This is a genomic window from Actinomadura sp. J1-007 (assembly GCF_009793335.1).
GTDB classification, from domain to species: Bacteria; Actinomycetota; Actinomycetes; order Streptosporangiales; family Streptosporangiaceae; genus Spirillospora; species Spirillospora yumaensis.
Map to the genome: position 1 here is coordinate 4,661,439 of NZ_WING01000001.1, position 22,066 is coordinate 4,683,504.

Genomic DNA, 22,066 nt, shown 5'->3' on the forward strand with positions numbered 1-22,066 from the left:
CAGCATGAAGACCCCCATCACGAAGAAGTCGATAGGCAAGGTCGCGCAGCGCATCCCGACGGACAAGGTCGCGCGGCGCATCCCCATCGGCGGGCGCAAGCGGACGCCGGTCGTCGGCCGGATCACCAAGAACCTGCCGGTCGACAAGATCCCCACCGGAGGGCTCTCCGGCGCCCGCGCGGCGGGCGCGGCGGGCGGCGTGCTGCTCGGCGCGGGCGCGGCGGTCGCCGCGACCAAGGTCGCGGGACGGCTGAACGGCCGCGGCGACGGCGGCGACTCCAGCGACTCGGGCGCCACGAAGCGCGTCGAGAAGCCGGGCGAGGACGAGGAGCGCGACACCAAGGCCGCGCGCAACGCCAAGACCGGCCAGAACGCCAAGTCCGGCGGCAACGGCAAGGCCGACCAGGACACCGGCGGCGACGGCGACGGCGGCGGAGACGGCGAGAAGCCCGGCGTCCTCGGCCGGCTCGCCGAGAAGGCCAAGGGCACGGGCGGCGGCAAGGGCGGCGGCGCCGAGAAGGTCAAGGTCACCAACATCGTCGAGCACGTCGACATCGGAGCGCCCCGGCGGCTGGTCTACGACCAGTGGACCCAGTTCCAGGACTTCCCGTCGTTCATGAAGAAGGTCGTGAGCATCGACCAGCCCTCCGAGGAGAAGCTGGACTGGAAGGTGAAGATCTTCTGGTCGAGCCGCACGTGGGAGTCCACGATCGTCGAGCAGGTCCCCGACAGCCACATCGTGTGGCGGTCCAAGGGGGCCAAGGGGCACGTGGACGGCACCGTCAGCTTCCACAGCCTCGCGCCCAACCTGACCCGCGTCCTGATGGTCCTCGAATACCACCCGCAGGGCCTCTTCGAGCGGATCGGCAACATGTGGCGGGCCCAGGGGCGGCGCGCCCGCCTGGAGCTCAAGCACTTCCGCCGGTACGTGATGACGCACTCCCTCACCCGCGCCGACGAGATCGAGGGCTGGCGCGGCGAGATCCGCGACAGCGAGGTCGTCACGACCCACGAGGACGCGGTCGCCGAGGAGGGGAAGAACGGCTCCTCGAAGAAGACCGAGGACAAGCCCGCCTCCGCGAGCAGGTCCGGTTCCACCGGCAGGTCCGGGTCCGGGAGCAAGAGCGACGGCTCGTCCGGCCAGGCGAAGAAGGACGAGAAGGAGCCCGCGAAGTCCCGCTGACACCGCGACACCGCTGACACCGCGACACCGCTGACACCGCGACACCGCGTCCGGGCCGCCGCCGTCAGGCCATGACAGGCCGGTGCCAGGCCGTGCCAGGCCGCTGCCAGCCGTACGCCAGGGGTCCCTCCGAGAGTGGGTGCGTCGAGAGCACCTAGGAGGAGACCATGGACGACACCGACGTTCTGATCGCGGGGGCCGGGCCGACCGGCCTGACCCTGGCGGTCGACCTGGCCAGGCGCGGCGTCCCGCACCGGATCATCGAACGGGACGGGGGCGGCGCGGACCGGCCGGACGCGTCCGCCGGGTCGCGCGGCAAGGGGCTCCAGCCCCGCTCGCTGGAGGTCTTCGAGGACCTCGGCGTGCTCCCCGCGCTGCGGGCCGCCGGAGGCGCCTACCCGCCGGTGCGCGCCTACGCGGGCGAGGCCGTCGTGTGGGAGGGCCGGATGCACGAGGAGCGGGAGCCCACGGCGTCCGTCCCGTACCCGGCGGCGCTGATGGTGCCGCAGTGGCGCACCGAGCGGATCCTCCGCGAACGCCTCGCCGAGCTGGGCGGGCGCGTCGAGACGGGGACGCTCGCGTCGTTCGCCCAGGACGGCGGCGGCGTCACCGCCGAGCTGGCGGACGGCACGCGCATCCGCGCCGCCTACCTGGTCGGCGCGGACGGGGGCCGCAGCACGGTCCGCAAGGCGCTCGGCGTCGGGTTCGCGGGGGTGACCCCGACGAGGAGCGGATGCTGGTCGGCGACGTCCGCGTGGCGGGCCTCGGCTCCGACGTCTGGCACATGTGGGCCGACATGGAGACGCGGTCGCCGCGGGTCGCGCTGTGCCCGCTGCCCGGCGGCGAGGTGTTCCAGTTCCTCGCGCCGCTCGCGCCGGGCGAGGAGCCCGAGCCGACCCTGGAGGCGTACCAGAAGGTGTTCGAGGCCGGAACGGGCCGGACCGACGTGCGCCTGGAGGAGCTGGTGTGGCGTTCGGTCCACCGGGTCAACTTCCGGATGGCCGAACGGTTCGCGGTCGGCCGCGTCCTGCTCGCCGGGGACGCCGCGCACGTCCACTCCCCGGCGGGCGGGCAGGGCCTCAACACCGGCGTGCAGGACGCCTACAACCTCGGCTGGAAGCTCGGCGCCGTCCTCGGCGGCGCGCCGCCCGCCCTGCTCGGCACCTACGAGGAGGAACGGCTGCCGGTCGCGGCCGGGGTGCTCGGCATCAGCACCGAGCTGTACCGGAAGGCGGTCGAGGGGCACGCCGACGCTTTCAAGCGCGGCGAGGAGACCGAGCAGCTCACGCTCGGCTACCCGGACGGTTCCCTGTCGTCCGGCCCGCGCGGCGGAGAGCGCGCTCCCGACGCCGTGCTGCGCGCGGCGGACGGCTCGCCGACGCGGCTGTTCGAGGTGTTCAAGGGCACGCACACGACCGTCCTGGCGTTCGGGACGCGTCCCGGGGACCTCGCCACCGGGCCCGGCACGAAGGTCGTGGCCGTCGTCCGCCCCGGTGAGGAGGCGCGCCCCGGCGACCTGGTCGATCCCGACGGAGCGGCCCACGCCGCGTACGCCGACGACGGCCCCGCCCTGGTCGTCGTACGCCCGGACGGCTACATCGCGAGCACCGGCGGGCACCGCGAGACGCGGCTTACGCTGAGCGGATGGGACGTCGGGCGGTCGTAGGGCGCGCGCGTCCGTCCGGGGGCGTGTCCGCGCCGGGGCGGGCGCGGCTGGTCGTCGTCACCGTGCTCGGGTCGTTCGCGATGATCTACGTGCTGGCCGGGCCGTCCCGGACGGACGGGGCGCTGCCGCTCGCCGCGTCGGTCGCGGCGACCCTCGCGGTGTTCGGCCTCGCGCTGGTGTGGGTGGCGCCGGGCCTCGCCCGGTTCCGCGGCCCGTGGCCGGTGCTCGCGCAGGCGGTCCTGGCGTACGGGTCGGTGCTGGCGTTCGGCACGTCGGTCGGGCTGCTCGGGTTCGCCGCCGGGGGCCTGCTGCTCGCGTTCGCGGGCGCGCGCCGCGGACCGCCGCTCGCGGTCGGCGCGGGGGCCGCGGTGGTCGCGAGCGCGGCCGCGATCGAAGCGGCCCGCGGGTCGGGCCCCGCCGCCGTCACCGACGTGACGATCACCGCGCTGCTCACCGGGCTGGTCGGGTACGGCCTGGTCCGGCTGGCCGACCGGGCGGCCGACACGGCGGCGGCGCGGCTGCCGCTCACCATGGCCGCCGTCGCCCGCGAGCGGCTGCGCATCGCGGCGGAGCTGAACGAGGGCCTCGGCCGCGGCCTGGAGGCGATCACCGAGGGCAGCCGCCGCGCGCTGGACCGCCCCGAGGAGATCGGCGCCGTCCTCGACGTCGCGCGCCGTTCCCTCGCGGACGCGCGGGCCGCCGCGGCCGACTTCCGCGCCATGTCGCTCGCGCCGGAGGCCGCGGCGGCGCGGGCGCTGCTCGCGGCGGCGGGCGTCGAGGCCGAGGTGCGGACCCGGCACCGCGAGCCGCTCGGCCCGGCGGGCGCGCTGCTGTCCACCGTCCTGCGGGAGGCCGTGACCGAGGTCGTCCGGCGCGGTACGGCCACGCGCTGCGCGATCGAGACCGAGGAGGACGCGGACGGCGCCGTCCGGCTGCGGGTGTCCGACGACGGCGTGCGGACGGCGGCGCGCGGCGAGGAGGGCCTCGCCGAGGCCGCGGCCCGGGTCGAGGCGGCGGGCGGTGCGTTCGCGGCGGGCCTCGGGCCGGACGGGCGGTTCACGGTGGAGGCGGCCGTCCGCGCGGGCGACCGGCCGGTCAGCGTCCCGGACCGCGCCGCGTACCGGCTGTCGCTCGCGCTGCTCGCCGCCGTGCTCGCGGGGTTCTGCGTCAAGGGCCTGCTCCAGGTCCCGGCGGCGCCGGGCGGGCCGGTCGCGATCGTGGCGCTGATCGCGGTCGCCGGGGCGCTGACCCGCTGGATCGGGTCCGACCGGCCGCGCGGGCGGGCGCCGATCCTCGCCGCGCAGGCGGTGCTGAGCTTCGCGCCGCTGCTGTGGTGGCCCGACCCGGTGTGGCTCGGCGGCCCCGGCTTCCTCGCCGGGACGCTGCTGGTCGCGCTGCCCGCCCGCGCCGCCGTCCCGCTCGTCGCCGCGCTGATGGCGGCCGTCGGCGGGATCGCCGCCGCGCTGTCCCTGGACCCCGCGCGGATCGCCAACTACGTGATGGGCACCCTCGTCACGGCCCTGGTGGCGTACGGGTTCGTCCGGCTCGCGCGGCTCGTGCGCGACCTGCGGCTCGCGGGCGACGAGCTAGCCCGCGCGGCGACCGTCCAGGAGCGGCTGCGCGCGGCCCGCGACCTGCACGACCTGCTCGGCCACAGCCTCGCCGCGATCCTGCTCAAGTGCGAGCTGGCCCGCCGCCTCGCCGCCGCCGACCCGGCCCGCGCGCGGGCCGAGCTCGCCGAGGTGGTCGAGATGGCGGGCCGCGCGGGCGCCGACCTGCGCGCCGCGACCGGAGGCGACCCGGGCCTGTCGCTGGAGAACGAGATCCGTTCGGCCCGTTCGGTCCTGGCGGCGGCGGGCGTGGAGGTCACCGCCGACCCTGCGCCCGAGCCCGCCGCGCTGCCCGCCGGGGCGTCCGCCGTGCTCGGCACCGTGCTGCGCGAGGCGGTGACGAACGTGCTCCGGCACAGCGCCGCCCGCCGCTGCGCGATCACCGTCGCCGTGGACGCCGGGGCCGTCACGCTGACCGTGGAGAACGACGGCGTCGATCCCGGCGCGCCCCGTACCCCGCCCGGCTCCGGCCTCGGCAACCTGACCACCCGGCTGGCCGCGTTCGACGGCGCCCTCACGGCCCGGCCGGACGGCGAAGGAGGCTTCCGCGTCGAGGCGTCCCTCCCCTCGGCCTCCGCCCCGCAACCCGTCCCCACCCCGACCCCGGCCCCCACCCGCCAAGCCACCTGACATCCCGCCGCGAACGCGGGGGTCAGAGCCAGCCGGCCTCGCCGGCGATGCGGGCGGCGTCGGTCCGGTTCCTGGCGTTCAGCTTGGTGACGACCGCGGTCAGGTAGTTGCGGACGGTCCCGGGGGACAGGTGCAGGCGCTCGGCGATCTCGGGCGGCTCGGCGCCCTCGGCGGCCAGCCGCAGCACGTCGGTCTCGCGCGGGGTGAGCGGGTTGTCGGCGAGGTCCCAGGCGGTCAGGGCGAGGTTCGGGTCCAGGACGCGCTCGCCGCGGGCGACCTTGCGGATGCCGTCCGCCAGCTCCTCCGGCGGCGCCGTCTTCAGCAGGAACCCGCTGACCCCGGCCGCGAGCGCGCGCCGCAGGTGCCCGGGTTTGCCGTGGCCGGTGAGGACCAGCGTCCGGACCTCGGGCAGCTCCGCGGCGAGGGACGCGGCGGCGGCGAGGCCGTCCATGCCGGGCATGTCCACGTCGAGCACCGCCACGTCGGGACGGTCGGCGCGCGCGGCGGCCAGCACCGCGTCGCCCCGGTCCACCTCCGCGACCACGGTCAGGTCGGGCTCCAGCGCCAGCAGCGAGGCGAGCGCGCTGCGCACGACGTGGTGGTCGTCGGCCAGCAGCACCTTGATCACGCCTCATGTCTACCAGCGCCGCGCGGCACGGCGTCACGGCCCGGGGGCGGTACGGCGTCACGGGCCGGGGCATGACGAGGTCACGGGTCATCGGTGACGGCGTCTCTGGCCCGCGAACCCGCAGGTCAGCAGACTTTCGGGCATGGAAGAGGCGCTGCGGCTCGACACGGTCAGCAAGGTGTACGGCAGGGGCGGGGGCGCGGTCGCCGCGCTCCGCGAGGTGACGGCGGGCATCCCGCGCGGGTGCTTCACCGCGGTGATGGGGCCGTCCGGCTCGGGCAAGAGCACGTTCCTGCACTGCGCGGCGGGCCTGGACATCCCCACCTCCGGCACCGTCCGGCTCGGCGGCACGGAGCTGTCGGGGCTGAACGAGACGGAGCTGACCGAGCTGCGGCGCCGCCGCGTCGGGTTCGTGTTCCAGGCGTTCAACCTGGTCCCCTCGCTGACCGTCGAGCAGAACATCACGCTCCCGCTGCGGCTGGCCCGGACCCGCGCCGACCGGGCCTGGCTGGACGAGGTCGTCGCGCGGGTCGGGCTCGCGGACCGCGCCGGGCACCGGCCCGCGCAGCTCTCCGGCGGGCAGCAGCAGCGCGTCGCGATCGCGCGGGCCCTGGTGACGCGGCCCGAGGTGGTGTTCGGGGACGAGCCGACCGGCGCGCTCGACACGATGACCGCCCGCGAGGTGCTGGCTCTGCTGCGGGAGGCGGTGGACGCGATGGGGCAGACGGTCGTGATGGTCACCCACGACCCGCTCGCCGCCGCGTACGCCGACACCGTCCTGTTCCTCGCCGACGGCCGGATCGCCGACGCGATGGACGCGCCGACCGGCGACGGCGTCGCCGCCCGCATGACCCGCCTGGGAGCGTGGAAGTGATGCTCGGACTCGTCCTGACGACCCTGCGGCACCGCAAGGCGGGCTTCGCCGGGGCGTTCCTCGCGCTGCTGTGCGCGGCGGCGCTCGTGTGCGCGTGCGGCGTCCTGCTCGACACCGGCCTGCGCGGCTCGGTCGCGCCCGAACGGTACGCGGGCGCGCCCGTCCTCGTGTCCGGCGACCAGTACGTGCGCCAGACGACGGTGAAGCGGAAGAAGGGCAAGGTCAAGACCAAACGCAAGGCCAAGGCGATCGCCGAGCGCGCCTGGCTGCCCGCCTCCGTGGCGGACCGGGTGCGCGGCGTCCCGGGCGTCCGGACGGTCGTGACCGAGGTGACGTTCCCGGCGGAGATCCCGGGGGCCGGGCGGGAGGGCCGCGAGTCGTGGGGGCACGGCTGGGAGTCGGCCGCGTTCACCCCGTTCACCCTCGCCTCCGGCCGCGCCCCGGCCGCGGGCGACGAGATCGTGATCGACGCGCGGACGGCCCGCGCCGCGCACCTGCGAACGGGGTCCCGCACGTCCGTGGCGTCCAGCGAGCCCGGCGCCTACCGCGTCGTCGGCGTCACGCGCCAGGCGCCCCGCCACCAGGCCGCGATCTTCTTCTCCACCGCGCGGGCCGCGCGGCTGGCCGGCCGTCCCGGCATGGTCAGCGCGATCGGCGTCTCACCGGCGTCCGCCGCGGACGCCGTCCGGGCCGCGCTGCGCGGCACCGGCGCGACCGTGCACACCGGCGACGGGCGCGGCAGGGCCGAGTTCCTCGGCGCGGAGAGCGCCCGGATCAAGCTGATCAGCATGGGCGGCGCCCTCGGCGGCACCGCCCTGCTCGTCGCGGTCCTCGTCGTCGCGGGCACGTTCGCGCTGTCGATCCAGCAGCGCGGACGGGAGCTCGCCCTGCTGCGCGCCGTCGCCGCCACGCCGCGGCAGATCCGCGCGATGATCGGCCGGGAGGCGCTGCTCGTCGGCGCCGCCGGAGGCGCCCTCGGCGCGCTCGCCGGGCTGCCGCTGGCGTTCTGGCTGCGCGACCGGTTCCGCGGCCTCGGCGCGCTGCCGCCGAACCTCGACCTCGTCGTCGGCCCGTTCCCCGTCGCCGCCGCCGCGGCCGCCACCGTCGCCGCCGCCTGGGCCGCCGCCCGCGTCTCCGCCCGCCGCACGTCCCGGATCCGCCCGGTCGAGGCGCTCGGCGACGCCGCGCTGCGCCCGGCCCGCCTGCCCACCGTCCGGGTCCTGGCCGGGCTCGGCTGCCTCGGCGGGGCCGCCGCCCTGACGGCCGTGCTGGCGTCCCTGCACACCGAGGCGGCCTCCAGCCCCGTCACGATGCTCACCGCGATCGTGTGGACGGTCGCCGTCGCGCTCCTCGGCCCGGCCGTCGCCCGCGCCGCCGCCGCGCTGCTCGCCGTCCCGCTCCGCGCCGCGCCGGTCGGCGGCCACCTCGCCGCCGCGAACCTCCGGACCGGGGCGCGCCGCCTCGCCTCCGTCATCACCCCGCTCACCCTGATGACGGGCCTCACCGCGACGATCCTGTTCGGCCAGACCACGATGGGCCATGCCGCGACGGAGCAGGCGGCGGACGGCACGCTCGCCGCGCACGTCCTCGGCCCGAAGGTCCCCGCCGGGACCGCCGAACGGGTCCGTTCCGCCCCCGGCGTCACCGCCGCGACCGAGGTCCTGCGCAGCACCGTCCGCGTCGGCCTGGAGAACTACGGCGTCCAGGGCGTCACCCCCGAGGGCCTGTCCCGGACGATGGACCTCGGCGTCCGCTCCGGCTCCCTCGCGGGCCTGGACTCCGGAACGGCCGCGGTCAGCGAGACCGCCGCCGGACGCCTGGACGTCCGGCCGGGCGACCGGCTCCGCCTCACCCTCGGGGACGGCACGCCGTTTGCGCCCCGGGTCGTCGCCGTCTACGCGCGGGGCCTCGGGTTCGGCGACCTCACCGTCTCCCACGGCGTCCTCGCCGCGCACGTGGACGACCCGCGCGGCCTCCTCCTCGTCGCCGGAACGGCCCCCCGGTCCGTCCTCACCGGCGCGTCCGGCCCGGGGGCCGCCCCGCTCGCCCCGTCCGCCGTCGCCGAGGCCAAGGCCGCCGCGAACGCCGACGTCAACTACGTCGCGATGGGCCTGATCATCGCGTTCACCGCCATCGCCGTCGTCAACACGCTGGCCATGGCCACCTCCGACCGGGCGCGCGAGTTCGCGCTGCTCCGCCTCGTCGGGACGACCCGCCGCCAGCTCTTCCGGATGCTCGGCCTGGAGACCCTCGCGGTCGTCCTGGTCGCGGCCGTCCTCGGCACGGCGATCGCGGCCGCCACCCTCTGCGCGTTCGCGTCCGGCATGACCGGCGGCCTGCCGCACGTCCCGCCCGCCGCGTACCTCGCGGTCGTCGCGTCGGCCGCGGCCCTGGCGCTCCTCGCCACGTTCCTCCCGGCCCGGCTGGCCCTGAGGCCGCCGCCCGCCACCACCATCAACACCCGCGAATGACCCCTGCGGCACGCCGCCCGCCGCGGCGGGCCCGGCCTACGCGGGAACGGTGCCCGTCTCCGTTCTCCGAGGGCCGGGCTCCGCCGCGGCGATGCGCCCGCCCGGCTCCACCCCGTAGCGGACGATCCGCGACGCCTCGTCCCGCCGTCCCGCCGCCCTCAGCAGCGCCGCCGCCAGCGCCAGCGCGCCGGAGTCGTCGTCGTCGGAGTCCAGCGTCGCCATCCCGGCCTCCGCCCGCGCAGGTAGTACCGGAGCGCCTCCTCCGGCCGCCCGGTGTCGCGCAGCAGGTTCGCCAGCCAGGTCAGCGCGGCGAGGTCGCCCTCCTCCACCCGCGAACGCAGCCACGCCAGCGCCTCGTCCTCCCGGCCGTCCTCCAGGTACAGGTCGATCACCCACCGCAGCGCCGCCTCCCCGCCGCCGCTCTCGGCGCGCGAACGCAGCCACGCGAGTGCCCGCTCCGCCTGCCCGCCGCGGCGCAGGACGCGCGCCACCTGCCAGACCGCGTCCCCGTCGCCCCGTTCGGCGGCGGAGCGGTAGCAGGCGACCGCGTCGTCCGTACGGCCCGCGGCGCGCAGCAGCTCCGCCTTGTGGCGCAGCTCCGCGACACCCAGGTCGCCGTCGAACGACTCGTACGCCGCGATCGCCTCCGCCGTCTCGCCGCGCTCGTGCAGCAGGGACGCGAGCAGTCGCAGCGCCGCCGCGTCCCGGGGGCCACCGGCGGACGTCCGGGCCCTGAGCCAGGCGTCCGCCTCCCGCCCCCGGCCGATCCGCATGAGCTCGTGCACCGCGAGTACCAGCGCCCCGGCGTCGCCGGCGTCCGCCAGCGCGCGGAGCCACCGGACCCCTTCCTCGTCGCGCGACTCCGCAGGCCACAGCTTCAGCGCACTCCTCAAGGCTCCGGCATCGCCCTTCTCGGCCGCGCGCCTGTAGCGGTCGAACGCCTCGGCGTGCCGTTCCGCCTGTTCGAGCCACCGCGCCGTGGTCCGCAGCACGCCCGGGTTCGCGGAGCCGGACGCGAGGGCCAGCTCGATCGCGCCGTCGAGGTCGCCGTTCCGCGCCCGGCGCGTCGCGACGCGGAACGTGTCGGGCACGTCGCTCTCGGGCCCGTGGTCCCCGGGACGCCGCGCGTGCAGGTCGGCCAGCCACGCCAGCGCCGCCTTGTCCTCCATCAGGTCCATCGCCTGGTGGCGCGCGGCCTTGTCCCCGGCCTCCGCCGCCGCCTTCAGGACTTCGAGCGCCTCGTCCGGCCGCCCGCACTCCAGCAGCAGCTCGCCGACGCGCCCGAGCGTCTCGGCGTCGCCCGTCGCCGCCGCCCGCCGCAGGCACGCCGACGCGTCCTTCCCCTCCCCGGCCGCCAGGTACATCTCCGCCGCGTGCGTCAGGGCGTACGGCATACCGCCCGCCGCCGCCAGCTCGTACGAGGTGAACGCCTCGCCGGTCCGCCCCGCCTCGCGCAGCACCTCCGCCGCCCGCGTCCACGCGTACGGGTCGCCGCCCTGCCCCGCCCGCCGGTAGAACGGCAGCGCCTCGTCCGGACGGCCCGCGCCGCACAGCAGGTCGCCCGCCCACAGCATCGCGTCCGTGGCGGGCGGCGCGGACTCGCCCGCGGCCCGGTAGAAGCGCAGCGCGTACCCGTACAGCCCCCGCCGCTGGGCCTGCCTGCCGAGCCTCGTCAGGTCGCCGCCCTTCGCGTGGCGCAGCAGCGCCCGCCACAGCGACTCGGGCACCGGCACCGTCCGCCGCCACGCCTGCCCGGTCTGCTCCAGGTAGTCCGCCAGCCGGTACCGCGGCTCGCCGTCGTCCGGTTCGCCCGGGACGGGCCGCACGGGGGACAGCGGCGCGCGGGCGCCCCGGCACGGCCGGTGGTCGGTGACGTGCCTGAACGCCTCGTCCACCCAGCGGTCGTCGCCGTCGAGCGTGTCCCACTCCTGCCGGGACAGGTAGCCGTGCACGGCGTCCAGGAGGAGCGAGCGCGGCAGCAGCGGGCCGTGCCCGAGGCGGCGCGCGTCGATCGCCGCGTCCATCAGCGCCCTCGCGGCGGCCGAGGCCGTGCCGTACCGCCTCTTGAGCGCGGGGCCGCCCGCCAGGTACTGGGTCAGGTGCCCGTCCGGCTCCTTCTCCAGCGCCTCCGCGATCCGGGGGTCGGCGCGGGACGCGGCGAGGGCCTGGTGCAGGTCCGCGGGGGAGAACCTCTTCGGCACGAGGATCTCGGTGCCCGCGAGCAGCTTGCGCGCCCGCGCGTGCGGGTCCTCGTCGGGCGAGGCGTACTCGGTGAGCGTGTTCCAGTGCCTCGGCCAGATCGTGCCGAGCACCAGCACGGGGCCGCGCCCGGGGTCGCGGAGCAGGTCGCGCAGCTCCGCGGCCACCTCCTCCCGCACCCGGTCGACGGGCGCCAGCAGGTAGTCCTGGATGTCGTTCAGCCACACCACCGTGCGCGGGGCGCAGAGCCCGACGCCGGCGAGCACCGCCGCGGCCGGGTCGGGCGCGTTCGGGTGCCACAGCCGCCAGCCCTCCGGCAGCGCCCGCAGCGCCTCCCAGCAGGCGCGGGTCTTGCCCGTCGCCGACTCGCCGACGAGGATCGCCATGGTGCTCGTCCGCGCCGCCCGCGCCAGCCGCGCCGCGAGGACGTCGTCGTGGGGGCGCCGGACGTAGGCGGGCAGCACGGGCAGCCCGGCGACCCCGCTCTCGATCGCGGGGTGCACGTCCAGGTCGAACGGGTCGGTCCAGTCGGCGATCGGACGCCCGAGACGTCCGGCCACCCCTTCGGACTCCGCCACGTTCGACGCCTCCGCTGACGCTCCTCGGCCGCCCGGGGCGTTCGGCACGCCCGGCGACCCGTCCCTGCCCGTTCCCCCCGCGGTCACGGCCGCCCGCCGCGCCGCCCCCTCCGCCACGTCGCCGCGTCCCGTCCGGACGGGACCGGGCGGCACCGGCTCAGGTCTGCCCCCTCTCGGACTGTTCGAGGAAGGACCGTTCGAGGAACGACGGGACGCGCGGGCCGGTGCCCAGCAGCGGCTGGCCCGGCCGCGGCGGCTGCGCCGAGCCCCGCCCCGGCCCGTTCCCGATCAGGATGTAGCCGCGGAACGCCGTGCCCTTGGCCGTCACCTTGATCGGCGCGAACGCGTCCTGCGGCAGCGACGTGAACCCCGTCCGCACCACGTCCTCGTACAGCGAGTCCGACACGATGAGCGCGAGGTCCCGTCCGGGATCGTCCGTGAGGAGCCTGCGCAAAGGCGTGGCGTCGAGCAGCCGCTGCACGACGATCGGCGCGTCGCCCGCGGGGCCGAAGGGCCCGGCCGTCAGGGTTCCGTGATGGAGCGCGACCCGCAGCCTCAGCCGCGGCCGGCCCGGCGTGCGCGCGTTGATCCGCCTCAGCTCGTCCGACAGCCGGGCGGTGAAACCGCCCACGACCACCGACGGGTCGATGTCCTCCGGCAGGAGGCTCAGCTCCCCGTCGCCGCCGACCTGCCGCTGCCAGCGGTTCGGCTCCAGGCCGGCGAGGCGCGCGGCGCGGTCGAGCGCGTCCGTCAGGTCGCGCTGGGCGTTGAGCTGCTCGCGGGTGTCGAGCTTGCTGTACGCCTGGATGTCGACGGCGACGAGCACGCGGTAGACCAGGTGGCCATCACTCACACCGTTGCCTCGGCCTTTCTTCCCGGAACGGGCTCCCCCTCCAGAGTGCAGCAAAGCGGCGGAGTTGTCTGCACCCCGTGACGCGGACGGCCCGCGCTCACCCGGCCCACCGCCCGGTCAGGAAGGTGACGGCGAAGACGGTCGACAGCGGCGCGACGAGGCAGAGGTAGAACGCGGTGAAGCGCCGCGAGCGCAGGCTCCACGCGGCCAGGACGATCCACAGCGGCCACCACAGGAGGGTGGCCCGGGGAACGGACATGTACCAGTAGGACGTGCCCAGCGCCCACAGGCTGAGGCCGATGTAAACGGCCTCGGGCCAGCGGCGCCGCCACAGCAGCAGCCCGAGCAGGAGCAGCCCGAGGACCATGGCCAGGAGTTCGGCCTGCCACATGAAGGCGAATCCCGTTCTCTGGACGTGGCCGAACGCCGGACGCCAGGTGTTGGCCCAGGCGTCCCAGGGGGCGTGGAAGTCGCGGTACCAGCCGCGTGCCTGCGCGTGCCTCCACGCCTTCCAGTCACCGGTGCGCGCGTGCAGGTACCAGAAGTACAGGGCCACCGGCAGGGCGGGCAGCGCCAGCCACGGCAGGGCGCGCCACTGCCGGGGCGTGCGGACGGTGAGCACGAAGTGCACGGCGATGGCGGCGGCGAGGAACAGCCCGCTGATGCGTACGGACGAGGCCAGGGCGGTCAGCAGGGCGGCGAGGGGCCAGTGGCGGCGCTGGGCCGCGAGCCAGGCGGGCAGGGCCAGCGCGAGGAAGACCGCCTCGGTGTACCCGGCGGCCAGGAAGATCGCGCACGGGGAGCACAGCAGGAACAGCACGGCCCGCCGTCCCGCGTCCGCGTCGGGCAGGTGCAGCCGGGCGATCCGGCCGAGCGCCACGACCGCGACGGCCCCGGCGGCGAACGAGATCAGCAGCCCCGCCGCGGCCCAGTCCGGCACGACGGCGTGGACGGCCCGCAGCACGAGCGGGAAGCCCGGGAAGAACGCCTCCCGGTTGTCCCAGCCGTTCTGCCAGGGACCGGCCTGCCCCGGGAAGTAGCCGTCCCGCGCGATGTGCAGGTAGTGCACCCAGTCCCACCGCTGGAACGGCGCGAGGACGGGCCCGGGAGCACGGGCGCCGGGGGAGGCGGGGAACAGCCACCGGGCGCAGTACGCGATGACCCAGACGCCCATCCGGGTCAGCAGGTACAGCCACAGCACCTCGCGGTCGGCGGAGTCCAGCGTGAACGGCGCCGACCACCGGCGGCGCGGAGCGTCCGGCAGTTCCCGCGTGCCGGAGGGGACGGTCTCGCTCGTCTGGAGCGATGAAAGGGACATTTCAGACTTTCTTGGCTGTGTGCGGCCATGCGGAACCACCCGGTGACGAGACGGAGGGGATCAGGGCATGGTCGTGCCCGCCCCGTGGGACGGCGGCGGCGACGAGGAGGACCGCGCCGACGTGGCGGGCGGCCGGGTTTCGGTGTCGGTCGGAGTGGGGTTGTGTCCCGCCCTGCCGCGGCTGGGCGGAGCGCTGCCGGACGGGTGCGCGTCGGTGGAGTGAGGCGAGGGCGGGAACGTCGGGGACAGCCGGGGGAGGGGGGCGGCTGCTCCTGGGGAGAGGGATTGGTGGCCGGAACGACCGGGGTCCGCCCGTCCGGCAGCAGCGCGGCCACACTCGCACCGCCGCCGCCGAGCACCAGGCACGCGCCCACCGCGAGACCGGCGACCCGGCGCCGCCGGGCCCGCCTCCCGCGCTCGGTGATCCGTTCGACCGGCGCGACGACAGCGCGGGCCTTCCCGGCGTCGGCCGCCCGCTGGAACAGGGACCGCAGCGGGTCGTGGGAGTCAGGCACCGGGAACCTCCTCAATGCGCGGATCGTGCAGGCGTCGGGCGAGCGCGCTCCGCCCGCGGACCAGGTGGGTCTTGACCGTGCTGGCGGACAGGCCGGTCTCGCGCGCGATCTGCTCGACGGTGAGATCGCACAGGTAGTGCAGGGCCAGCGTGCGGCGCTGCTGGGCGGGGAGCTCCCGCAACGCCTCCACCAGCACGACCTGCTCCGGATCGGGCCCCTCCACGGGCGGCGGGACGCCCCGGTGCCGCCAGGCGTCCGCCGTGCGCCGCCGGAAACGCCACCGGCTCACCGCCAGCCGCCAGGCGACCGTGCGGATCCACGCCTCCGGCCGGCCGTCCCAGTCGAGCTGCCGCCTCCGGCTCCACCCCCGGACGAACGCCTCCTGCACGACGTCCTGCGCCTCGTGCAGATCGCCCACCATCACGTACAACTGCCCCGTGAGACGCGTAACCGTCTGGGCGTAGAACTCTTCGAACTCCTCAACGGTCAACAACCACTCCCCGGATCTCTAGCCTCAAGCGACATACGCCCACCCCCACCCCTCCGGTCGACACCACCCCCAAAAAACCCAAAGTGACCCCCCTCACACCCCCACCGCCGCCCCCGGCCGCCCGTCCGTCGGCATGTTTCGTCGCCGCGCCGGCCCGTGATCGCCGGCCCGCCGACCTGCGCCTCGTCCGCCTGCTGCCAGCCTTCGGGCGGCATCCTGATATATCCGGCGGGTCGTCGGCGGCACATGCTATGTCGGGCGGTGACCTGCGCGTTCCTGGGGCTTCGCGGGAAAGCGGTGGTGGGTGGGGGCGCCGTGGCGGAAGATCGGCTTTATGGAAACGGTCGTCCAGTGGGTGCGGACCTCGTGGACGAAGCGGTCCCGCGGCCATCCCGGGGCCGACCGCCGGAACGCCGCGCCGACGTCGTTCCGGCTGCCGTCCATGCGGGCGCCGTTCGTCCACGAGGTCTTCCTGAACGAGCGCGATGACTTCCGGCCCCGGTTCGAGGCCCGGCCCGGCCTGCCGGACCGGTCCACAGGGTGCGGGGTGTCACTCCGGGAGGAGGACGGGCTCCTGCTGGTCGAGCTGGTGGCATCGCCCTACGGAATGCCGCGCAGGTGGCGGCGTCCGCCGGTGGTGCGCGTCGCCGACGGCGAATGGCTGCGCTGGAGCATCAACTACCGGTTCGCCGGAACGAACGGCGGCGAGTGGTCCTACAGGCTCGACACCTTCAACGTCGCCCACGGCACAACGTCCGCCGACGTCTTCCTCGGCGCCCCCACACGCCACGTCGACGAACTGGCCGCGCTGCGCTGAGCTTGACGCGGCGCGCAGGGCGGGCAGACTGATGCGGTGGTCAAGACGCTGCGTCCCAAGGACTACAACGAGGTCTTCTATGTCGGGCACTTCTTCCGCAAGGACGTGCCCGTCGTCATGGATCTGTCGTCCATGAGCGACACCGACGCCAAACCGCTGGTCGACTTCGCCGCCGGGCTGGTGATCGGACGCGACGGCGCGATGGAACGCGTCGCCGAGAAGGTGTTCCTGCTGCTGCCGCCCGGCTGGACCGCCGCCGCGCACGTGCCCGTCCGCTGATGCCCCGTTCATGGTGAGCCAGGATGCGGGCGGCCCGCGGCCGGGACCGGCGTACGGTGCGGGAACGGGGCGGCCCATGAGCCACGAACGCCAGGCGGCCGAGGAGGTGCGCGCGGCGGGCGCCCTGCCCGGCACCCGCCTCGCGTTCGCCGCCGCGTTCTACCGGGACGGCAGGCGGGCGTACGGGCGGGCCGAGCTGAGCTTCCTGCGGTGGGCGATCGCGCGCGGCGTGCTGGGGAACGAGACCGGCAGCCCGTGGTGGCGCGCCGTCAACGACCGGCTGCTGCGCGACAAGACCGAGGCCGACCTGAACGCGAGGAGCCCGCGCGCCTCCGCGCCGTCCGGCCGCCCGGTGGAGCTGTGGGGCGAGTTCATCGCCGCGCCCTCGCCCGCCCGCTGGTACCGCGCGCACAACGCCAGCGTCGTCGCCGGATACCTGGAGAACGCCGCGCTCGCCGAGGACGAGCTGATCGCCGAGCGGTTCATGATGAACGTCGCGCTGATGCGCGTCCTGTACACCCACGCGCTGGTCGCCGAACCGCGGCTCGCGCTCGGCGCGTTCGCCCCGCTCGGCCGGCGGCTCGGCGATCCGCGGCTCGGCTCGGTGAAGCTCTTCCTCGACCTGCGCCGCTCGTTCCCCGAGGGCTACCCGCTCACCGGCCAGCCCATCGAAGGCATCATCGCCCGCGAGGGGAGCATCCCGCGCCTGGTCGACTACGGCGTGATCGGCTCCCGCGTCGACGCGCTCTACGCGTGGGCCGCGTCCTCGCTCGGCATCCCCGAGGTCGCCGCCCTCGCCGACGACGGCGCGCTCGTCTACGCCTGGCCCCCCGAACGGCGGCGGCTCTGGCTGAACGGCTCCGCCGACCGCCTCCTCCCCAAGCTCACCGCCCTGGCCACCCGCCCCCGCTGACCGCCCGGCCCGTTCACCCGCCGTCCGGCCCGTTCACCCGCCGTCCGGACCCTTCACCCGCCGTCCGGTCCGTTCATCCGACCGTGCCGTCGAGGTAGACCCAGGCGCCGCCGTGCCGGACGAAGCGGCTCACCTCGTGCAGTTCGCCGGGCCGCCCGTCCTCGGTGTAGCGGGCGCGGAACTCGACCGTTCCCTCCGTGTGCAGCGGGCTGCCGCCGCTCGTCCGGACGATCGTCAGCGTCCGCCACCGCGTACCGGCCCCGAATCCGACGGCGGGCGGACGCGTCGAGGGGTGCCAGCTCCTCAGCAGGTACGCGGCGTCCTCCACGGCGAACGCGCTGAACCGCGACCGCATGAGCTGCTCCGCCGTCGCGGCCTGCGCGTCCCCGCGATGCAGGCGCCCGCAGCAGTCGCCGTACGAGGCGCCCAGGCCGCACGGGCACGGGGAGCCGGGCGCCGCAACGGCGCGGGCGGGACGGGACGGAGGACGTCGGCGCTTGGACATGCACCCATTGTCGCCGATCGAGGCCGAGGCAGCGCTCCGCGGCATTGTCCGCTCAATACCCGCGCAAATCCTGAACGGTTTTCCGTCGCCCGGAGCGATGTTTTCGGAACGGTAAGCGACCAGTCTGGAAACGCGTCTGGCCAGGTGTGGACTTTCTCGCCCAGCCCCTCGCCCGAGCCCGTCACCAAGGTTAACGTCCGCCTCCAAGGAGGCCCGAGAGGCATGAGAATACGCAAGAGCGCGGCCGTCATCGCCGGCGCGCTGTCCATCTTCCTGGCGCCGCAGTCGTTCGCCGCCGCCGCACCGCCGCCGACCCCCACGGCAACGCCCGTCTCGGGAATTCTGGGTCACGACGGCCGCTGGATCACCGACGCGCAAGGACGGCGCGTCATCCTCCACGGATTCAACATGGTCGCCAAGGCGCCGCCGTACGATCCGGCGAAACTCGGGTTCGGTGAGAAGGACGCGAAGTTCCTGGCCGAGCACGGTTTCAACGCCGTACGGATCGGGATCGTCATGAGCGGGCTCCAGCCCCGCCCCGGCCGGTTCGACGAGGCGTACCTCTCCAGCCTGAAGAGCACGATCGACCTGCTCGGACGGTACGGCATCCGCAGCCTCATCACGTTCCCGCAGGACCTGCTGAGCACGAAGTTCCGCGGCACCGGCTACCCGGACTGGATGATCCGCACCGACGGCATCCCCGTCGACTTCCTCAACCACGACACGTTCCAGAACCTGCTGTCGAATCCCGCGCTCCAGCGCGCCAACGACAACTTCTGGAACAACGCGCCCGTCCACGGAAAGGGCCTCCAGGACTGGTACACCGACGCATGGGTGCACGTCGCCAAACGCTTCCGGAACGACCCGGCCGTCCTCGGCTATGACCTGTGGAACGAGCCGTGGCCCGGAACGGCGTGGCCGAGTTGCATGCCGCCGTTCGGCTGCAAGGACTTCGACTCCAAGAAACTCGCGCCGTTCTTCTCCAAGATGATCCGCGCGATTCACGCCGTCGATCCCGCGCACCTCACGTTCTACGAACCCAATCTCGTCGCGACGGTCGGCGCGCCCATCAACCTCGGCAGGCCGGGGGACGCCCGCAGCGGTCTCTCGTTCCACGCGTACTGCGTCGATCTCGCGGGCAAGCCCATTCCCGACTGGTTCTACGCGGTGTGCGACGGCGTCCAGCAGGTCGTCTTCGCCAACGCCCGCGCCCAGGCCGACCGGACGGGCGACGCGCTGATCCTCTCCGAGTTCGGCGCGACGAAGAACCCGCGCGAGATCGCGTACGTCGTCCGCCTCGCCGACCGCCACCAGCTCCCCTGGCTGGAGTGGACGTACTGCCGCTGCAAGGACCCCACGGACGGCGGCACCGTCGAGGGCCTCGTCTACGACCTCACCCGCCCGCGCGCCGGCGCCAACGTCAACGCCCCGGCGCTCGACGTCCTGGACGAGCCGTACCCCCAGCTCGTCGCCGGAACGCCGAAGGACTACGGCTACGACCCCGCCACCAGGACCTTCACGCTCCGCTACACACCGTCCGGCCGCGGCGAGACCCGCGTCCACACGTCCCCGCTGCACTACCCGCGCGGCTACCGCGCCACCGCGACCGGCGCCACCGTCACCTCCGCCCGAACGCCCCCACCCTGACCCTCCGAGCCACCCCCGGAACCCCCACCACCACCCTCACCCTGACCCCCGCTAACCCCCACCCCACCAACGGCCCCCGCATCAACGCAAAGCGCGCCACCCCCAACGAGCCCCATCCCACGCGCCGCGCCCCGCGCGGCGCACCAACGCGCCCTCCACCCACGTCAACGAACCCCGAAACGCACCCCCGAGCTCCCACCACCCGCCCCAAGGACCCCGCCAAGCCCCACCGAAAGCCCCACCAAGCGTCAACGAGATCCCGCCCGCGTCAACGAGACCCGTCGCGCAGCAACGAGACACCCGCCGCGCACTACCAAGGGCCCCGCCGCACGCCACCGGAAGGCGAGCTGCGCATCACCGAGGACTCGCCGCGCGCCGCCGGGAGGCGAGTCGCGCATGACGGACGACCCACCGCACGCCACCGGAAGGCGCGCCACGCGTCAATGAGAGCCTGTCCGCGTCAACGAGATCCGTCGCGCGGCAATGAGACACCCGCCGCGCATCCCCGACGGCCCGCCGCGCGCCAACGGGAGGCGCGCCGCGCATTACCGACGACTCGCCGCGCGGCAGCGGGAGGCGCGCCACGCCGTAACGAGATCCCGCCCGCGTGAACGAGGCCCGTCGCGCAGCATTGAGATGCCCGCCGCGCACTACCGAGGGCCCCGCCCCACGCCACCGGAAGGCAAGTCGCGCGCCACCAGGAGGCGAGCCGCGCATCACCGACGACCTGCCACGCGCCAACGGAAGGCGAGCCGCGCGTTACCGAGGACCCGCCCGCGTGAACGAGGCTCGTTGCGCTGTATTGCGAGCCCCGCCGCGCATTACCGAGGGCCCCGCCTCGCATCAACGGGAGGCGAGCCGACGGACCCTGCGGGCGTGGCCGGGGCCGCGGCCAGGATCCGGGACCGGGCCCAGGTCAGCCGGCAGCCGGGGCCGCAACCAGGGCCAGAGCGCAGGTCAGTCGGCAGCCGGGTCCGAGGTCGGGGCCGGGTCCTGAGCCGGGTCCTGGGCCGAAGTCGGAGCCGAAGCCGAAGTCGGAGTCGATGTCGAAGTCTTGCGGGCCAGGACTCGGTAGGTGTTGGCGCCGCCGAAGCGGCGGATGAACGGGTACGCGAGCTGGTCCGCGGCGGCGGCGGCGATGGCGAACGGCATGCCGGCGGCCGTGATGGCGACGCGGGCGGCGATGCGGGCGCGGCGGTGGCCGGGGTCGTTCCAGGGACGGTCGGGGTGGCGCGGGGTCAGCCGGTTGAGCAGCAGCGTGACGACCATCAGCAGGTCGAGTTCCTGGTGCGCGGCGCCCCGGTCGACGGCGACGGTGCGCAGGCCGCGCGCGGCGAGCGCCTCGGTCAGGTTGCCGATGGGCATCAGGTGCAGATGCTGCGGCTGGAACCAGTTGTGCCACCAGCGTCCGGCGAGCCGCGCCACCGGCGACTGCGGGTCCGGCACCTCGATGAGCAGGTGCCCGCCCGGCGGCAGGACCTCGGCGGCGGCGTCGAGTTCGGCGAGCGGGTCGAGGGTGTGCTCCAGGTAGTGGTGCATGCTGACCACGTCGTACGTCCCGGTGAGCTTGTCCGCCAACTCGCGGAACTGGCCGCGGTGGGCGAGGTCCACCCAGCCGCGCCGTTCGGCCTCGATGACGCTGGAGCCGAAGTCGAGCGCGTCGAACCGGGCGTCCGGCCAGATGTCGCGGGCGGCGTTGCAGAAGTGCCCGTGCCCTCCGCCGACGTCGAGCCAGGTGGCGGGGACGGCGCGCCCGCGCAGCATCCGCGCGCGGGCACGGTAGTGCGGCGCGCCGAGCCGGAACCCGCGCTCGACCTCCGCCTCCCCGACGCCGTCGTAGTAGTCGCGGTAGTAGAACGCCAGCCCGGCGCCGCTGAGCCGCGGGTTCTGGAACACGTGGCCGCAGGACGCGCAGCGGTCGAGCCTGAACGTGCCCGGCTTGCGCTGCTGGTGGTCGCCGCTGACGAGGTGCTTGCGCAGGTCCGTTCCGCCGCACCAGGGGCAGGTGTCGCGCGGAGCCTCAAGGAACCTCGCGACCCCCTGCGCCAGTTCGGCCCGGTAGTGGGCGCGCAGGCCGGGCAGCGCGGGATCGGGCGCCTCGGCCGCGCGCGCCACCCGCCACCAGCGCAACGGCGCGGCGACCGGGCGCAGCAGCGAGAAGCGGCGCAGGTCGTTCGGGCGCAGCGGCGTGCCGAACGTCGCGAGAACGGGATTGGCGCAGACGGCGGCCAGTAGCGCCGACGCCCAGAGGGGACGCCGCGCCGACACGGCCGCCATCAGCCCGAACGCCCCGAGCACGCCCGTGAGCTGCGTCGGCAGGTCGAGCTGCCACCGGCGCCGCAGGATCGCGCGCCGGTCCCCGGGAGTCAGCGCGGAGGCGGGCAGCGCGCGCAGTCCCGGCACCACCGCCACGTCGGCGCCGGTCGGCGCGTACTGCTTGAGCCGCACGCTGAGCGCGTCCATCTCGTCCGCGCTGAGGCCCTCCATGCGTTCCAGGCCCGCCCGCCTGAGGACGTCGTCGCTGACCAGCACCGCGTGCCCGGCGCCCTCGCCGCGCGCGAGCCGGGCCTCGCGGAACGACGCGGGATCCAGCCGCCGGACGAACTCCAGCGCCCGAGCGGTGTCGAGCCCCGCCGGCACGAGCTCCACGACGTCCAGGCCGTTGTCCGCCGCGTACGCGCAGGCGGCCTGCCGGGTCGCCCCGTCCAGCCGTACCCCCTCGGTGGTGACGAAGTGGTACGCCGCGACATCGACGCCGTCCTCACCGCCCGCCGTACGGGCGGCCCGATTCAGGACGGGAAGGCGGGCCGCCCGGGAACGCCGCCACAGCCCGTCGGCGACGAAGCCGAGCGCGATCGCCGCGGGCACCGCGCGTGTCCTGGTCGTCATG

General features: G+C 75.3%; 17 protein-coding genes and 1 pseudogene. 10 read left to right on the top strand and 8 right to left on the bottom strand.

The genetic code is table 11. The annotated features are described in order from the left end of the window. Positions 1–4: 4 nt before the first annotated feature. From GEV43_RS21120 to GEV43_RS21135, 3 genes and pseudogenes are all read left to right on the top strand, one after another. Positions 5–1,183, top strand: a complete 1,179-nt coding sequence (locus tag GEV43_RS21120) for an SRPBCC family protein (RefSeq protein ID WP_160822146.1) — start codon at positions 5–7, stop codon at positions 1,181–1,183. A gap of 167 nt (positions 1,184–1,350) precedes the next feature. Continuing rightward, positions 1,351–2,849 (top strand): annotated as a pseudogene (locus GEV43_RS56185) (FAD-dependent monooxygenase). Beyond that, positions 2,828–5,089: a sensor histidine kinase gene (locus GEV43_RS21135; RefSeq protein WP_160822148.1), complete on the top strand. Its 2,262-nt coding sequence runs from the start codon at positions 2,828–2,830 to the stop codon at positions 5,087–5,089. Before GEV43_RS56185 ends, GEV43_RS21135 begins: the two are co-directional and overlap by 22 nt. Before the next feature lie 22 nt (positions 5,090–5,111). Here GEV43_RS21135 and GEV43_RS21140 read toward each other — a convergent pair whose 3' ends face one another. After that, positions 5,112–5,717, bottom strand: a complete 606-nt coding sequence (locus GEV43_RS21140; protein ID WP_160822149.1) for a response regulator transcription factor — start codon at positions 5,715–5,717, stop codon at positions 5,112–5,114. Between the two features lie 142 nt (positions 5,718–5,859). Here GEV43_RS21140 and GEV43_RS21145 point away from each other — a divergent pair, with 142 nt between their 5' ends. Continuing rightward, the gene (locus GEV43_RS21145) at positions 5,860–6,591 is read left to right on the top strand and encodes an ABC transporter ATP-binding protein (protein ID WP_160822150.1); all 732 of its coding nucleotides are present in this window, start codon (positions 5,860–5,862) and stop codon (positions 6,589–6,591) included. Beyond that, on the top strand, positions 6,591–9,062 hold the full coding sequence (locus tag GEV43_RS21150; protein ID WP_160822151.1) for an FtsX-like permease family protein: 2,472 nt from the start codon (positions 6,591–6,593) through the stop codon (positions 9,060–9,062). Before GEV43_RS21145 ends, GEV43_RS21150 begins: the two co-directional genes overlap by 1 nt. Positions 9,063–9,098: 36 nt before the next feature. Here the strand turns inward: GEV43_RS21150 and GEV43_RS21155 are convergent, their stop codons facing one another. From GEV43_RS21155 to GEV43_RS21170, 4 genes are all read right to left on the bottom strand, one after another. After that, complete coding sequence (locus GEV43_RS21155; RefSeq protein ID WP_160822152.1) at positions 9,099–9,284, bottom strand: hypothetical protein; 186 nt, start codon at positions 9,282–9,284, stop codon at positions 9,099–9,101. Beyond that, a complete protein-coding gene (locus tag GEV43_RS54995; protein ID WP_160822153.1) occupies positions 9,221–11,839 on the bottom strand; it encodes a tetratricopeptide repeat protein in 2,619 nt (872 codons plus the stop codon). The genes GEV43_RS21155 and GEV43_RS54995 overlap by 64 nt, the downstream gene beginning before the upstream one ends. Positions 11,840–11,996: 157 nt before the next feature. Beyond that, positions 11,997–12,692 (bottom strand): hypothetical protein, encoded by a 696-nt coding sequence (locus GEV43_RS21165; RefSeq protein ID WP_175250105.1) that lies wholly within the window; start codon positions 12,690–12,692, stop codon positions 11,997–11,999. Between the two features lie 97 nt (positions 12,693–12,789). Beyond that, the gene (locus tag GEV43_RS21170; RefSeq protein WP_160822154.1) at positions 12,790–14,010 is read right to left on the bottom strand and encodes a mannosyltransferase family protein; all 1,221 of its coding nucleotides are present in this window, start codon (positions 14,008–14,010) and stop codon (positions 12,790–12,792) included. Positions 14,011–14,077: 67 nt separating this feature from the next. Here GEV43_RS21170 and GEV43_RS21175 point away from each other — a divergent pair, with 67 nt between their 5' ends. Beyond that, a complete protein-coding gene (locus tag GEV43_RS21175) occupies positions 14,078–14,233 on the top strand; it encodes a hypothetical protein (RefSeq protein WP_160822155.1) in 156 nt (51 codons plus the stop codon). A gap of 284 nt (positions 14,234–14,517) precedes the next feature. On the opposite strand, the gene GEV43_RS21180 is transcribed toward GEV43_RS21175, so the two are convergent. Next, the gene (locus GEV43_RS21180) at positions 14,518–15,015 is read right to left on the bottom strand and encodes a SigE family RNA polymerase sigma factor (protein WP_160822156.1); all 498 of its coding nucleotides are present in this window, start codon (positions 15,013–15,015) and stop codon (positions 14,518–14,520) included. 334 nt (positions 15,016–15,349) lie between these two features. On the opposite strand from GEV43_RS21180, the gene GEV43_RS21185 reads away from it, so the two are divergent. The 3 genes from GEV43_RS21185 (at position 15,350) to GEV43_RS21195 (ending at position 17,024) form a co-directional block, all read left to right on the top strand. Further along, positions 15,350–15,832, top strand: coding sequence for a hypothetical protein (locus tag GEV43_RS21185; protein WP_160822157.1), 483 nt, complete (start codon positions 15,350–15,352; stop codon positions 15,830–15,832). Positions 15,833–15,868: 36 nt separating this feature from the next. Next, a complete protein-coding gene (locus GEV43_RS21190; protein WP_160822158.1) occupies positions 15,869–16,111 on the top strand; it encodes a cell division protein SepF in 243 nt (80 codons plus the stop codon). Positions 16,112–16,187: 76 nt separating this feature from the next. After that, a complete protein-coding gene (locus GEV43_RS21195; RefSeq protein ID WP_160822159.1) occupies positions 16,188–17,024 on the top strand; it encodes a hypothetical protein in 837 nt (278 codons plus the stop codon). Between the two features lie 73 nt (positions 17,025–17,097). Here the strand turns inward: GEV43_RS21195 and GEV43_RS21200 are convergent, their stop codons facing one another. Next, positions 17,098–17,529, bottom strand: a complete 432-nt coding sequence (locus GEV43_RS21200) for a YchJ family protein (RefSeq protein ID WP_160822160.1) — start codon at positions 17,527–17,529, stop codon at positions 17,098–17,100. A gap of 222 nt (positions 17,530–17,751) precedes the next feature. Here GEV43_RS21200 and GEV43_RS21205 point away from each other — a divergent pair, with 222 nt between their 5' ends. Then, a complete protein-coding gene (locus GEV43_RS21205) occupies positions 17,752–19,176 on the top strand; it encodes a cellulase family glycosylhydrolase (protein WP_160822161.1) in 1,425 nt (474 codons plus the stop codon). A gap of 957 nt (positions 19,177–20,133) precedes the next feature. Here the strand turns inward: GEV43_RS21205 and GEV43_RS53845 are convergent. Continuing rightward, positions 20,134–22,065 carry a methyltransferase domain-containing protein gene (locus GEV43_RS53845; protein ID WP_160822162.1) on the bottom strand — a complete coding sequence of 644 codons (1,932 nt, stop codon included), beginning with the start codon at positions 22,063–22,065 and terminating at the stop codon, positions 20,134–20,136. Position 22,066: the final 1 nt, after the last annotated feature.

Bases quoted from the DNA above. Each gene is read 5' to 3' on its own strand.
- GEV43_RS21170 (WP_160822154.1), bottom strand. From the start codon at position 14,010: ATGTCCCTTTCATCGCTCCAGACGAGCGAGACCGTCCCCTCCGGCACG.
- GEV43_RS21120 (WP_160822146.1), top strand. From the start codon at position 5: ATGAAGACCCCCATCACGAAGAAGTCGATAGGCAAGGTCGCGCAGCGC.
- GEV43_RS53845 (WP_160822162.1), bottom strand. From the start codon at position 22,065: ATGACGACCAGGACACGCGCGGTGCCCGCGGCGATCGCGCTCGGCTTC.
- GEV43_RS21200 (WP_160822160.1), bottom strand. From the start codon at position 17,529: ATGTCCAAGCGCCGACGTCCTCCGTCCCGTCCCGCCCGCGCCGTTGCG.
- GEV43_RS21185 (WP_160822157.1), top strand. From the start codon at position 15,350: ATGGAAACGGTCGTCCAGTGGGTGCGGACCTCGTGGACGAAGCGGTCC.
- GEV43_RS21195 (WP_160822159.1), top strand. From the start codon at position 16,188: ATGAGCCACGAACGCCAGGCGGCCGAGGAGGTGCGCGCGGCGGGCGCC.
- GEV43_RS21155 (WP_160822152.1), bottom strand. From the start codon at position 9,284: ATGGCGACGCTGGACTCCGACGACGACGACTCCGGCGCGCTGGCGCTG.
- GEV43_RS21205 (WP_160822161.1), top strand. From the start codon at position 17,752: ATGAGAATACGCAAGAGCGCGGCCGTCATCGCCGGCGCGCTGTCCATC.
- GEV43_RS21145 (WP_160822150.1), top strand. From the start codon at position 5,860: ATGGAAGAGGCGCTGCGGCTCGACACGGTCAGCAAGGTGTACGGCAGG.
- GEV43_RS21150 (WP_160822151.1), top strand. From the start codon at position 6,591: ATGCTCGGACTCGTCCTGACGACCCTGCGGCACCGCAAGGCGGGCTTC.
- GEV43_RS21175 (WP_160822155.1), top strand. From the start codon at position 14,078: ATGGTCGTGCCCGCCCCGTGGGACGGCGGCGGCGACGAGGAGGACCGC.
- GEV43_RS21135 (WP_160822148.1), top strand. From the start codon at position 2,828: ATGGGACGTCGGGCGGTCGTAGGGCGCGCGCGTCCGTCCGGGGGCGTG.